Source organism: Roseburia sp. OF03-24, from assembly GCF_003463035.1.
Lineage (GTDB): Bacteria > Bacillota > Clostridia > Lachnospirales > Lachnospiraceae > Roseburia > Roseburia rectibacter.
The window spans coordinates 24,423-38,094 of sequence record NZ_QSCK01000007.1 but is presented as its reverse complement, the minus strand read 5'-3'; the positions used below and the strand labels follow the sequence as shown (position 1 = coordinate 38,094).

At 43.5% G+C, this 13,672-nt stretch carries 13 protein-coding genes; 1 reads left to right on the top strand and 12 read right to left on the bottom strand.

Annotated features, from left to right (window positions below; translation table 11 throughout):
• Window positions 1-230 precede the first annotated feature (230 nt).
• From ftsH to DXA60_RS04695, 4 genes are read right to left on the bottom strand one after another with little or no spacing between them, the layout of a single operon-like run.
• Window positions 231-2,057 carry an ATP-dependent zinc metalloprotease FtsH gene (ftsH, locus tag DXA60_RS04710; protein WP_117919958.1) on the bottom strand — a complete coding sequence of 609 codons (1,827 nt, stop codon included), beginning with the start codon at window positions 2,055-2,057 and terminating at the stop codon, window positions 231-233.
• A 13-nt stretch (window positions 2,058-2,070) separates the two neighbouring features.
• A complete protein-coding gene (hpt, locus tag DXA60_RS04705; protein WP_117919956.1) occupies window positions 2,071-2,601 on the bottom strand; it encodes a hypoxanthine phosphoribosyltransferase in 531 nt (176 codons plus the stop codon).
• Window positions 2,591-4,087, bottom strand: coding sequence for a tRNA lysidine(34) synthetase TilS (gene tilS / locus DXA60_RS04700; RefSeq protein ID WP_117919954.1), 1,497 nt, complete (start codon window positions 4,085-4,087; stop codon window positions 2,591-2,593). Before tilS ends, hpt begins: the two co-directional genes overlap by 11 nt.
• Entirely contained in the window at window positions 4,088-5,929 is a 1,842-nt protein-coding gene (locus DXA60_RS04695) for a SpoIIE family protein phosphatase (protein ID WP_117919952.1), read from the bottom strand.
• A 286-nt stretch (window positions 5,930-6,215) separates the two neighbouring features.
• Here DXA60_RS04695 and DXA60_RS04690 point away from each other — a divergent pair, with 286 nt between their 5' ends.
• Window positions 6,216-7,205, top strand: a complete 990-nt coding sequence (locus tag DXA60_RS04690; protein ID WP_117919950.1) for an aldo/keto reductase — start codon at window positions 6,216-6,218, stop codon at window positions 7,203-7,205.
• A 71-nt stretch (window positions 7,206-7,276) separates the two neighbouring features.
• Here the strand turns inward: DXA60_RS04690 and DXA60_RS04685 are convergent, their stop codons facing one another.
• The 8 genes from DXA60_RS04685 to DXA60_RS04650 all read right to left on the bottom strand — a co-directional run bounded on the left by DXA60_RS04685 (window position 7,277) and on the right by DXA60_RS04650 (window position 13,632).
• Window positions 7,277-7,582, bottom strand: a complete 306-nt coding sequence (locus DXA60_RS04685; RefSeq protein WP_117919948.1) for a septum formation initiator family protein — start codon at window positions 7,580-7,582, stop codon at window positions 7,277-7,279.
• Between the two features lie 62 nt (window positions 7,583-7,644).
• Complete coding sequence (gene yabQ, locus DXA60_RS04680) at window positions 7,645-8,100, bottom strand: spore cortex biosynthesis protein YabQ (protein ID WP_117919946.1); 456 nt, start codon at window positions 8,098-8,100, stop codon at window positions 7,645-7,647.
• On the bottom strand, window positions 8,097-8,387 hold the full coding sequence (gene yabP, locus DXA60_RS04675; protein ID WP_117919944.1) for a sporulation protein YabP: 291 nt from the start codon (window positions 8,385-8,387) through the stop codon (window positions 8,097-8,099). The genes yabQ and yabP overlap by 4 nt, the downstream gene beginning before the upstream one ends.
• 72 nt (window positions 8,388-8,459) lie before the next feature.
• Window positions 8,460-8,702 (bottom strand): RNA-binding S4 domain-containing protein, encoded by a 243-nt coding sequence (locus DXA60_RS04670; RefSeq protein WP_006856311.1) that lies wholly within the window; start codon window positions 8,700-8,702, stop codon window positions 8,460-8,462.
• A 207-nt stretch (window positions 8,703-8,909) separates the two neighbouring features.
• The gene (locus DXA60_RS04665) at window positions 8,910-9,185 is read right to left on the bottom strand and encodes an HU family DNA-binding protein (protein ID WP_006856310.1); all 276 of its coding nucleotides are present in this window, start codon (window positions 9,183-9,185) and stop codon (window positions 8,910-8,912) included.
• A gap of 188 nt (window positions 9,186-9,373) precedes the next feature.
• On the bottom strand, window positions 9,374-11,110 hold the full coding sequence (locus DXA60_RS04660; RefSeq protein ID WP_117919942.1) for a phospho-sugar mutase: 1,737 nt from the start codon (window positions 11,108-11,110) through the stop codon (window positions 9,374-9,376).
• Window positions 11,111-11,211: 101 nt separating this feature from the next.
• The gene (locus DXA60_RS04655; protein ID WP_117919940.1) at window positions 11,212-12,603 is read right to left on the bottom strand and encodes a hypothetical protein; all 1,392 of its coding nucleotides are present in this window, start codon (window positions 12,601-12,603) and stop codon (window positions 11,212-11,214) included.
• Between the two features lie 51 nt (window positions 12,604-12,654).
• Window positions 12,655-13,632 carry a CotS family spore coat protein gene (locus tag DXA60_RS04650; protein ID WP_243006757.1) on the bottom strand — a complete coding sequence of 326 codons (978 nt, stop codon included), beginning with the start codon at window positions 13,630-13,632 and terminating at the stop codon, window positions 12,655-12,657.
• Window positions 13,633-13,672: the final 40 nt, after the last annotated feature.

The window sequence follows — 13,672 nt, the reverse complement described above, 5'->3', positions numbered from 1 at the left end:
GACAAAAAAAATGAAACCTGGGGTCAGGTTCCATTTTTAGGAGAAGGTATTTTTACTATGGGGTATAGCAAAAATTATATATAATGTATTGGGGGGTTTTTACAGTTATTATAATAGCATGCCCCCGCAAATAAGTGTGCACAAAGTTCACAATTTTTCATTATTGTTTTTATACACATTGTACAGTACCTTGGTACTAAATATTTCCGAAAACAGAAAATTTTGCACAATTATTTATCAAATAATGCCTCAAACTCCTGCTGGCTGATCTTTTCTTTTTCTAACAGAAGGTTTGCACAGGCATCTAATACATCACGGTTATCTGTGATCATCTGCTTTGCTTTCGCATAACATTCATCAATGATACGCTTGATCTCCTGATCGATCGCACTTGCTACACCCTCGCTATATCCTCTGGCATGTGCAAGATCACGTCCGATGAATACTTCATCATCATCATTGTCATAGCAGATCAGACCGATATTATCAGACATACCATATTTAGTGACCATGGCTTTTGCCATCTGGGTCGCCTGTTTGATATCCTGGGATGCTCCTGTTGTAATATCATCAAATACAAGCTCTTCTGCCACACGACCGCCAAGTGATACAACGATATCCTGTAACATCTTGCCCTTCGTGTTAAACATCTCATCCTTTTCCGGCAAAGGCATGGTATATCCTGCAGCGCCGCTTCCGGTCGGAATGATCGAAACAGAATAAACAGGTCCTACATTCGGTAATAAATGGAATAAGATTGCATGACCGGATTCGTGGAATGCCGTGATACGTTTTTCCTTGTCAGAGATCACGCGGCTCTTCTTCTCCGCACCGATTCCGACTTTTACAAAGGACTTCTTGATATCATCCTGTCTGATATAGGCGCGGTTATCTTTTGCCGCAACGATCGCAGCTTCATTCAGAAGATTTTCAAGATCTGCACCTGTAAATCCTGCTGTTGTCTGTGCGATCTGTTTTAAGTCAACGTCATCGCCAAGAGGCTTGTTTTTTGCATGAACGGAAAGGATCTCCTCTCTTCCGCGCACATCCGGGCGACCCACAACAACTTTACGGTCAAAACGTCCCGGACGCATGATCGCCGGATCTAAGATATCCACACGGTTGGTCGCAGCCATGACAATAATGCCTTCATTCACGCCAAATCCGTCCATCTCGACAAGCATCTGGTTTAAGGTCTGCTCGCGCTCGTCGTGACCGCCGCCCATACCTGTTCCTCTTCGTCTTGCAACTGCATCGATCTCATCGATAAAAATGATACACGGTGCATTTTTCTTTGCTTCCTCAAAAAGGTCACGGACTCTCGATGCACCGACACCGACAAACATCTCTACAAAATCAGAACCTGAAATAGAGAAAAATGGTACTCCCGCCTCTCCTGCGATCGCTTTTGCAAGCAATGTCTTACCGGTACCAGGAGGTCCCACCAAAAGTACACCTTTGGGGATTCTCGCACCAAGCTGTGTATATTTCTTCGGTGCGCGTAAGAAATCAACGATTTCTTCTAACTCTTCTTTTTCTTCCTGCAGTCCTGCCACATCCGAGAACTTCACACGTTTCGCCGGATCATCACTCATCCTTCTCGCACGGCTCTTTCCAAAATTCATCATCTTGCTTCCGCCGCCTGAATTTGCTGCCGCCTGATTTGTCATGATCATAAAGAAAATGAACATCGCAGCAAAAATGATCAGATATGGAAGCAGTGTCAAAAGCCAGCTCTCCTCCGGCGGATTCTGTACCGTATAGGTCTTAAATCCGGCTTCCCGCATATACTGCTCAATCTCTGCTACGTCAGAGACAAGCATCACCTGCGTACTCGAATCGCTGAATGTAATGTTCACACTTCCCGTAGGCACCTCACGGTTCGGTACCACATTAACCTGTGTCACCTTACCTTCTGCTAACGCCGTCTCAAACTGCTGCCTCGTATAAGTATTGGTCACATTGTTACCGTCGAGCCAGTACCAGATTGCAATGACAGCAAGCACTAATATCAGATATACTCCAAATCCTCTAAAACCGCTTCTCTTATTATTCAATCCTTTTTCTCCTTTATTCCTCTATCTCCACAAATCCAATATAAGGCAGATTACGGTACTGCTGATCATAATCAAGACCATAACCTACTACAAACTCGTCCGGTATCTCAAATCCGACATAGTCAACCTTTACATCCACAACCCTGCGGTCCGGTTTGTCAAGCAGTGTACACAGACGAACGCTCTTTGGACTTCTTGTTTTCAAATTCTCTAAAAGATAACTTAAAGTTCTTCCTGTATCAATGATATCCTCAACAACAATAACATTTTTTCCTTCAATACTGGTTGATAAATCCTGTACGATCTTTACGATACCACTGGATTCTGTGCCGGAACCATAACTGGAAACTGACATAAATTCCACTTCCACCGGTACGGTGATTCTTTTTGCCAGCTCACAGGTAAAGAAAGATGCTCCCTTTAAAATACAGATCAGACATACAGATTCCCCTGCGTAATCCTCACTGATCCTTGCACCTAATTCCCTGATCTTCTTGTCAATCTCTTCTTCCGTAAAATGAACATTAATGTTTTTAATCTTCACGATAATTTCCTCCGTCGATCCTTACTTCCAGGATCCTTTTTGTATCTTCTTTTATTTTGCAGACGGCACTGATCCGCCCGCCAATGACCCATAACACATGCGACTGCTGCGCTAAAAGCCATATGTGATCTCTTTTTATCTGCGGTATTTTTTCATCAATAAAATAGCTCTTTAATTTCTTTTTGTGTCCTGCATCATCCACCGTCAGATAATCTCCGGATGCCCGGCTCCGAAACTGCAAGCCACATTCTATCCTATCATAATTCAGCCATTTCGTATACTGATTTTTAGGAATTTCGTCAATTTTTCCCGAAAATAAAAGCAGTCTGAGGCTCACACTGGCATCCGGCAATGTGATCGTTACCGTTTCTCCCGCTTCTAATTTTGCAAAATCTGTCTCTGTGAGCTTATAAACCGGCCGGACATTTTCGTTTTTATCTTCAGGTTCCAGCTTCTTCCATGCTCCCCCGGCATCCTTTTGGATTTCCCCACGGCGCAGTCTTACCCCTTCATAGACCCTGCATGCCGTCACCTGATACGGAAGCATGATCTCACGTCCGGTCTGTTTTTCCATCAGGGCACAGACATCCTGCACATGTACCATACCGATATCTTTCCTGCTGCCAGATGCTTTTCCTAATACCGCATGAACGATCTCCTGCCGGATGATATCAGGATACTGCTGCCACTCATTTTTTAAAATAGTATATGCGCCATCTGTAAAAGCGCAGCATGTCTGCATTGCCTTTTTAGTCTCCTGTTCCATATAATCAACTGCCTGCTGTAAAAGCAGTGCACTCTGATTGATATGGGAAACCGACTGTTCATTGACCTTTAACAGTTCCGGCAGAACACAGTGACGGATACGGTTTCTGCTGTAATTTATATCCAGATTAGTGCCATCTGTCCGGTACTCCTGACCGGCTTTATCAAGGTACTCCTCAATCTGTTTTCTTGAAACACAAAGAAGCGGACGCACAATGGAAATATCTCCTGCAAGTACACGCTTCGGGTGCATTCCGCACATTCCATGGATTCCGCTCCCTCTCGCCATCTGAAACAAAACCGTCTCTGCATTGTCATTTGCATGATGTGCAAGGGCAATGCAGACATGTCCCGCTCCGTTTTTCTTAAGTTTCTCTGCCTCCTTTTGATAACAGTCATAACGAAGTATCCTCGCAGCTTCCTCAATGCCAAGTCCCTCCGCAGCCGCATATTCCGGCACACTGACCGGACATATCCTGCATGGAACCCCTTTTTGTCTGCAGAGTTCTTCTGCAAACGCAGCATCCTTCCTGCTCTCTCCTCCCCGGATACCGTGCTCTACATGTATTGCCAAAAGCGTGTATCCGATTCTTTCGCGCAATTCCAAAAGCACCAGCAAAAGTGCCACAGAATCCGCCCCACCGGACAGCCCTACGATCACGGTATCCCCTTCTGTCATCAGTTTTTCTTTTTTGATCCAGTTTAATACATCTTCTGTCATTTATTTTTCCCATATACATGCCGCTAACACGGTCATATCATCCTTAGCCTTTCCTCCCGTAAAAAGCATCACACGCTCCATGATCTTCTTTGCCAGTATCCCCGGATTATTCGTCTGTATGCTCTCTATGATCTCCTGCATGGTATCCTCCGGTTTCTTTACATGCAGATATTCTAACACACCATCCGTTACCATGACAACAAAATCACCACCCATGAGTTTTGTTTCCTGCATGGAAATATCCATCTGTACCTGTGCTCCCACCGGCAGGCTCTGTGAAGCAATACATTCCACCTCTGTTCCTCTCTTTATAAAAGTTGCCGCCGCACCGATCTTATATAACCTTGCCATTCCTGTATACAGATTGATCTTGCAGAGATCAACTGTGGAATACAGATCATCTGCTCCTTTCATGACCATCGCAGAATTCATCATGCGGATTGCTGTCTCCACAGAAAAACCTGCCTCTAAAAAACGCTCAACAAGGTCTAATACCATCTCACTCTCTTTACATGCCATGCTTCCGGAACCCATGCCGTCAGAAAGTCCAAGAAGGAATTCCCCCCGCTCTAACTCCAGAAAAGAAAAATTATCTCCCGATATTTTTGCCCCGTCTTTTTTGACTCTCGCAATTCCCTGCACATTGCGGTACACCGTATCCTCATAAAAAACATAACTGACCGGTTCCCTCGAAATAAAAGTTTTCGTATCTGCCGCTGCACGCATCTGCTTTCCTAAAGCATGTTCTGCCGCGGTCACAAATGATTTTAAAGCAATGCACCCTCCCCTTCTGCTTTTTAAAGTCGCACTCAGTTTTAACCTGCCATCTAATGTCTCGATCAGATGAATCTCCTCAATCGAGATTCCCTTCTCTTTCGCGCGGTAGCGTATCTCGGAGATTGCCCTCCTCTCCTGCGCATCAAGCACGCGTTCTTCTCTTGCACAGTCCTGCATGATATATGCCATGGCATCAAGCTGTTCCGCGATCACCTGCCTGTTTTCCAAAAGCCGGTTGTACCATGCATGATTTAAACTGACACGTTCAAATACACGTACTGCCTCCTCCACCATATCCCGGCTTTTTGCACAATACTTTTTCAGTTCTGCCTCATTTTCTGCTCCCGGCTCCCCCTTCTGCCAGATTGAGGTGATCATCGAGGACAAAATCCCATAAAGCGGTGTGCAGTCCCTCTCCCAGCAAAGTGTGCAGGAATCGCAGGAAGCACAGACTTTTCCGGTCAGCTCATTTTGTACCCTGCCAAGCTCGTCCGCTGCATATTTTTCTTTTCCTGTGCTCATATTTAAGAAAATCTGAGATAGTCCCTGGAAAGATTCCGCATAATTTTTTAAACGCTCGCCATTTCCTGTCTCCGGCAGATCCTCCGTTTTCTGCTGCACAGGTGTCCACTCCATCAGGAAATGAATGCTGCGGTTTAAAAGGATCACTGCACCAAATATAAATATAGACTCTAAAAATACCGCCGCACCAGCCGGCTGGTTTTTCCATTCCAGAAGACTCCCGCAAAACGATAAGATCAGTGTGGTAAGCCCCGCCATCACACCTGCTAAAAATGCAGGACATCCTTCATTTGCCCATTCGATCAGCTTTACAGCACCAATCATAACGATCAGTGTTACTCCATATTTTACCGCAGCGGTAAGCGGCATAAATATGGTCATTCCTATGTACATAAACGCAAGCAGCATGACTCCGTTTACCTGCTCTAAATAGAGTGCCGTAAAATATGCGGGCACAAGCGGATAACATCCCATCACACTGACACTGCATACCAGGCTCCCAAGTATACTGAATATCATTTGTCTGATTCTGGTCTTTTTCATTTACTGTCTCCTTACACTTTCTTATTTTCCCCGCCATCCACCGGATCTCATCCGGCTGATTTTTTCGGGTGCATCCCATTATAGGAGTCAGGAACAAAAATCTTTGTCAAAGAAAAGCCCGGTTTCAAAAAAGTTTTCGCCAAAATTCCTTTTTTGATATCCTTTCGAGGGAGTTCAAAACAGTTGATTATTTTTAGGAATTTCAAAATGCCATCACACCTTATTCACGTTATATGGTATAATTCATTATTACATCTTATATAAAACGTTTCATGGGAGGAATAAAATGTATACAGCAGACAGTAAACGTTATGAAACCATGCAGTATAACCGCTGTGGAGCAAGCGGATTAAAACTTCCGGTCGTATCTTTGGGATTATGGCACAATTTCGGTGATACCGGATGTTATGACAACATGAAGGCAATGTGCCGCACCGCCTTTGATCACGGCATTACCCACTTTGATCTCGCCAACAATTACGGTCCTGCCTACGGAAGTGCAGAGCGCAATTTCGGTCAGATCTTAAAAGATGATCTTATGCCTTACCGTGATGAGCTTTTGATCAGTACAAAAGCCGGTTATGATATGTGGGAGGGACCTTATGGCAACTGGGGAAGCCGTAAATATCTGATCGCAAGTTTAGACCAGAGCTTAAAGAGACTTGGACTTGAATATGTCGATATTTTCTACCATCACCGCATGGACCCGGAAACACCGCTTGAAGAGACAATGGGGGCTCTTGATTCCATCGTAAAAAGCGGTAAGGCACTTTATGCCGGACTTTCTAACTATGATGGACCAACCTTAAAGAAAGCGGCAGCTATCTTAAATGACTTAAAATGCCCGTTCATCATTAACCAGAACCGCTATTCGATCTTTGACCGTACCATCGAAAATAACGGCCTAAAGGAAACTGCGCATGATCTTCATAAAGGTATCATCGCCTTCTCACCTTTAGCCCAGGGTATGCTGACCAACCGCTACTTAAACGGTATCCCGGCAGACAGCCGTATTGCAAAGGACGGCCGCTTTTTACATGAATCTTCCTTAACGCCGGAACGCCTGGCTCAGATCAAAGCATTAAATGAACTGGCAGGAGAACGTGGTCAGACACTTGCAGAGATGGCATTAAGCTGGATCTTAAAGGACGATCATGTGACAAGTGTTCTGATCGGTGCCTCAAAACCGGAACAGATCTTAGACAATATCGGTATCATCGGACATACTTCTTTCTCCAAAGAAGAACTTGAAAAAATCGACGCTATCGCAAAATAAGTAAACAAAAAAACAGTTCCAGATGCGTTATCCGCACATCATGGAACTGTTTTTTAATCATTATCTGTAATCTATTTTTTCGCTTCCTTGAAGATGATCTCATTATCATAGGCAAGTCCTAATTTACTCTTTGCAGTATCTTCCACATACTGTTGGGACTTTGTATATGTCTCATAATTGCTCAGCTGTTCTCCCCTTGCAGTTTCATCCTCTAACTGCTTCTGGAGTGATGCTTCCTGCTGTATGTACTCCTGATCCTTCTGGTAAACCCGGATGATCTGAACAGACATTACCGCAACAAATGCAATGACGATCAATCCAATACAAAGCTTGCCTGCTCTGTTATTATTCTTTTTTCGATGTCCCCTACCTGCCATATCTGTTTCCTTCCATCTGATATACCGCTGTCCTGACTGTTTTTCGCAAACATACCGTCAGACTATAGTTTACATAACCCAATTTTAACTGCTCTGCACACTTTTTTCAATCGTTTTCTGAAAAAATGTATAATTTTTTTCCCATGTTTTCTGACTGGTAGTAAAATAGTACCAAACATTTTGCCGAGCAGACCAAAAACCGCCCCAAAGACCATCACATTGATCCGTATGACAAAACGGCTGAACAGAAGATAGTAGAGCAGCATGCCAAGCACGATTCCACCTATGGAAAATCCTCTCACCATGCCGTCATTTTCCCGATACAGCATCACAAAAACCACTGCCGTACAGCAGATCCAGTATACAAAATCCTCCATGCCGATCCAGAAATTCCCATGGGGCACGATTCTGCGAAAAATACGCAGGATATCATACAAAAGAAACAATGCTCCGCCAATCAGTATGGATACTCCAAGTGAGGCTGCCTGTTCACTGATCGCCGCGCTGACAGCCATCATTTAAACAATCTCCCTAAAATAGATTCTGCCTGTTTTCCTGCACTTTTGATATCGGAATAAGTCAGGGAATCGATTCTTCCTTCAATATCAATTTCGCCTTTTTCCAAAGTCAGACGATTCACATGGAGATCGTGCCCTTTTATCAAAAGCATACCCAGTTCTGTCTCTAACAGAATTTCTGCCACATCAAATGACAACACGTCCACAACTCCGGAAAAAGCCCCGCTTTTGCGGTTTGCAAGCAGTACTTTATGTGACTTTGTCACATTTGTATTTCTATCATCCATCCTAAGACCTCCTGATACTTATTAGCGGAAATATCTATCACCGTTTCTAAATATATTAGAAGGTCTTTGTTTTTATGCTATATATTCAAATAAATCTTTTGCCTGTTCTTTTTTTGTTGTATCCAACAGATCAAGCACACGCACTTTTACGGTTTTCGTTCCAAATGCGATCTCAATAATATCTCCGACTTTGACATTAACCGATGCCTTTGCCGGTTTTCCATTTACCGATACCCTTCCTGCATCGCACGCTTCATTTGCCACCGTACGGCGTTTGATCAGACGGGATACCTTTAAAAATTTATCAAGTCTCATTATATAATCCTCCTCTTATTCATAAAATGCAATGAACAAAGAGCCGCTTGCGACTCTTTCGCGCTCGAGTGGTGCTGTTTACAGCTAACTTCTTCTCCGCGAGATGCGCATCCCGCCCGGAGGGCTTTTTGTGTAATAGGGAATTTCCTATTACATTAAAAAGCGGATTCCGCAACCGGAACCCGCTTAGAATCTTTTCTGTTATGATTATGCGTTAACCATATCTTTTAAAGCCTTACCAGCTTTGAATTTTGGAGCTTTAGAAGCCGGAATAACCATCTCTTTACCGCTCTGTGGGTTTCTTCCTGTTCTCTCTGCTCTCTCAGATACTTCAAATGTTCCGAATCCAACTAACTGGATCTTCTCACCTTTTTTTAATTCTTCAGCTACAACGTCTGTGAAAGCTTTTAATGCTGCTTCTGCGTCTTTTTTGCTTAATTCAGTTTTCTCAGCCATTGCTGCAACTAATTCTGCTTTGTTCATGTTAAAAATTCCTCCTCTGGATTTTCACAGTAAATTTAATTTTGCGGTCTTCTGATGCACCAATCCCTGACGGATATCCGTACACTGTAATACCTACTTCATTATTTATACTTGTTTTTACTTCTGTTGTCAAGGAAAATCCCCTAAATATGGGCATTTTTACATACATTTTCCGTTCAGGATTATGATTAAAGCATTTTATCGATCATCGCATGTACTGCTTTTGATAAATCGGATGATTTTTTGTCAGCATCTGCAAGGGAAGTTCCCTTTACACCCAGATAAAATTTTACTTTCGGCTCTGTACCGGATGGTCTTACACATACCCACGCACCATCTGTCATCTCGTAGTAAAGAACGTTAGAAGATGGAAGTCCTGTCGGTGTAACCTTACCGGTTGCAAGATCTGTAACAGTGTCTTTCTTATAGTCGCGGATTGCAGTCACTTTATAATCACCGATCTCCTGTGGTGCCTGATCACGCAGTGTATTCATGATCTCCTGAATCTTTGCAAGGCCCTCGATACCTTTTAAGGTGATGGATGTCACATCATCTTTGTAATAGCCGTATCTCTCATACATTGCAAGCATTGCATCCCACAATGTCATGTTCTTTGTCTTATAGTAAGCGGCTGCTTCACAGAGTGTCATGGATGCTACGATCGCATCTTTATCTCTCGCATAGGTTCCTGTCAGACAGCCATAGCTTTCTTCCATACCAAACAGATAGGTTCCTTTTCCTGTTTTCTCAAATTCCAAGATCTTCTGACCGATAAATTTAAATCCGGTCAGCACTTCTACCAGCTCGATTCCATAATAGTCAGCGATCGCATCTGCCATATTCGTAGAAACGATAGAACGGATAAATGCACCGTCAGCCGGAAGGCTTCCGTCACGCTCTTTGCGCTGTCCGATCACATAATCACCGATCAGGCATCCTGACATATTACCGGTTAAGCTGTGATATTCTCCTGTTTTGCTGTCCTTTACATACACACCGAGACGGTCTGCATCCGGATCTGTCGCAAGAATTAAGTCTGCATCTACTTTTTTGCCAAGGGCAAGTCCAAGTTCAAATGCTTCTGCTGCTTCCGGGTTCGGATAACTTACCGTCGGAAAATCACCATCCGGCAGCTCCTGCTCCGGAACAACATATACATTTTTGAAGCCAAGCTCTTTTAATACACGGCGTACCGGAATATTTCCTGTTCCATGTAATGGTGTATAAACGATCTTTAACTCTCCGCCCACTTTATCAATGCAGTCCTGATGCAGAACCAGTTTCTTTAATTCAGCAATGTAAGGATCGTCGATATCTGCTCCGATCACCTGATAAAGTCCTGCTGCTTTTGCCTCATCAAGCGGCATGGTCTTTACTGTTGCATAATCGGTTACTTTTTTTACTTCATCCATGATTCCGGTATCATGCGGAGGTGTGATCTGTGCACCATCCTCCCAGTATACTTTATATCCATTGTACTCCGGTGGATTGTGGCTTGCTGTCACATTGATTCCGGCAATACAGCCTAATTTACGTACTGCATAGGAAAGTTCCGGGGTTGGTCTTAAAGATTCAAATACATATGCTTTGATTCCGTTTGCTGCCAGGCAGAGTGCTGCTTCATCTGCAAATTCCGGTGACATGTGGCGGGAATCATAGGCGATCGCAACTCCGCGCTTCTGCCCGTTTACCTTGCTGATATAATTTGCAAGTCCCTGTGTAGCCTTGCGTACGGTGTAAATATTCATACGGTTGGTTCCGGCTCCGATCACACCACGGAGTCCTGCCGTACCGAATTCCAGATCCATATAAAAACGGTCTTCGATCTCTTTTTCGTTTCCCGCAATATTTTTCAGTTCATTTCTGGTATCCTCATCAAAGTAAGGATTATTCAGCCAGCTCTCATAATTTTCTTTGTATCCCATTTTTCTTTCCTCCCATACTTATGATTCTGTCTTTATATTAGCGATAACAAACTTGTTTTTCAAGTACTATTCCATGCTAAATTTGTACAATTCTGTCCTTTTTAATTACTGTTTCCGGATAACGTTGACAAAAGTTCTGACAGAGTAGAGAGATAATCCGTACTGCTGCCCGTTGATGTGCCATCCCCGTTGCCGGTTCCCGAAGTCCCATCCGTCAAAATTCCGCTGCTGTTTTCCAGTGAATCCCCCGTCGAGGTTCCAGTGCTGCTTCCCACAGAAGTTCCGGCAGTTGTTCCGCTGCTTTCCCCAGCTGTATGGCTTCCTGCAAGACTTCCCGCAAGGCTCCCTGCCGCTCCATCTGTCGTAGTATCTGTTTCGTTCGTCACGGAATCCGCTGTATTTTCTGTTTCTGTCTCTTCCGTGGTGCTTTCTGTTCCACTTCCATCACCGGACATTCCGATCACGATCGTTGCCTCTTTTGAATTAACAAACAGCTTCTTATTGTAAGTATCATATCCGGGAGCTGTAACAGCAAGACTGTGCACTCCATACTGGATCGGAACTGCCTCCTCGGTGTCGATCACTTTTCCATCAATCTGAATGATTGCATCCTCCACATCCACAGCAAATAAAATATTTCCAAACTTTGGTCCCTCACCCTTTAAAGTGTTAAGATCAAGTGTCTCTTTCTGTCCGCTCTCGATCGTAAGATCTGTACTTCCGCCATATCCGTTATTTGCCACAGTCACAGTATAAGTTCCTGCCGGCAGTTCCATCGTCATATCTTTGGTCACTTCCGCAAATATTTTGCTTCCGATCTGGATAAAACTTCCCTCAAAAAGTTCTGTATTCGTCAGCGCAAGTTCCCCATGTCCGGTTGTGACAACAATGGAGATCATTTTTTTTCCTATACCGGTCACCCGCAGTGTATCTAAATCGGTCAGATCTGATAACTGCTTTCTCACATCATCTTCACAGATATAAAGATCTGCATCATAGGAATACCGTTCATCTCCGATCTTAAAAATCCTCCGATCCATATCCACCGAATAACGTGATACATCCGGATATTCCCAGACAGCATCGGAAATCTGCACCTGCGTGATCTTTCCCTGATCATCTTTTTCTCCCACCGTGATCACTCTGCCGGGTTCAAAATAAGACACCGCTGTGCGGTTTCCATATTTATCGAGAAATCTGGTTGCGATTGTGTAATAATACACATATTCTTTACCGGATGCGATCTGCTCTAATGTCAGACATTCTGCCTGCATATCATTCGATCTGATCAGGAACTGGTCTGTTCCGACCACATCTTCCCCGGTTGCCTCCACCGACTCATTTGCATCATCCGAAACATCCTCCGTTTTGGCATCTTTCTCCTGATCCGGGTAATAATAACGCCCGGTTACAACCGTATTCTTCTTTCCGCATGCACTAAACAGCATGATCATTGCTGCAAGCAGCAAAATAATCCTGTATTTTATCTTCATGTGCTCTCCTGCTTTCTAAAATATTGTGCAAATAATTATACCGCAAACTATCTACACGGTAAAGTGGAAGAGCATCTGTAAAAACTGTTCCCTTGCATCTTCCTGCGCAATGACTTTCTCTAATTTTTCTATATTTCTCCCTGACAGCCATGCTTTATGTGAATTATAATAACGGTTTGCGATCTTCCAGAATTTTTCCGGATATGCAAGATAAACATACAGATATTTCAGTTCTTCCGGCGACAGCTTTTTTACCCGGTCATAATTACGTATCAGATCCATGCCAAGTCCTGCATTCCAGTTATTCTTTTCCATCATTTTCCGGATAAAGTTTGCAAGATCCCCGACTCTCTCCTGATACAGGAAATTTTCAAAATGAACGACTGCAATTCCTTCCTGTGAGAAAATAACATTGTGCTGGTTATAGTCACCATGACAGAATCCGATCAGTTTCTCCTGCCGTCCAAGATCCTTTAAAATATCCGTTGTCTCTTTCGCTTTTTTCACATATTCCGGATACCAGACCGCAAACATCATCTCAAAATCATTTTTTTTCTTTTTTGCACGGATATAATTCTTTACTTTGTTTAACTCACGGTTTCTTTTTTCATAAAGCATTAACAGACTGTTCTGTCCCGATCGTAAAAACTCCGGTACACTGCCCTCATAATTCTGTGCAGACTGATGCAGCAGCGCAAGTTCTTTTACTGCGCTAAACATATCTGACCTGTTTTTCGTATCACATTCTGCACCCGGATACGCCTGATATAATATGTATTTTGTTTCCTCCTCATTCACAGAAAACGGCTCGCCCTCTTTTGTGCGCATTATCGTTTCCACAGTTCTTCCCTGTCTATCAAGATGATCCAGCATATCTGCTAAAAACTCTGCCCGTTCTTTCGAACCTCTGTATTCACGCAATATTTTTGGTCCCTGTTCGGTATCACACTGATAGCTGTCCCGTCCTCTTGAGATGGATTTTACTTCCAGTTCGTATTGTTCTAATACCTGTTCCGGTCGATTATACAAAAAAACGCCCCCCATATGATTGATTACGGTCTTACCACCG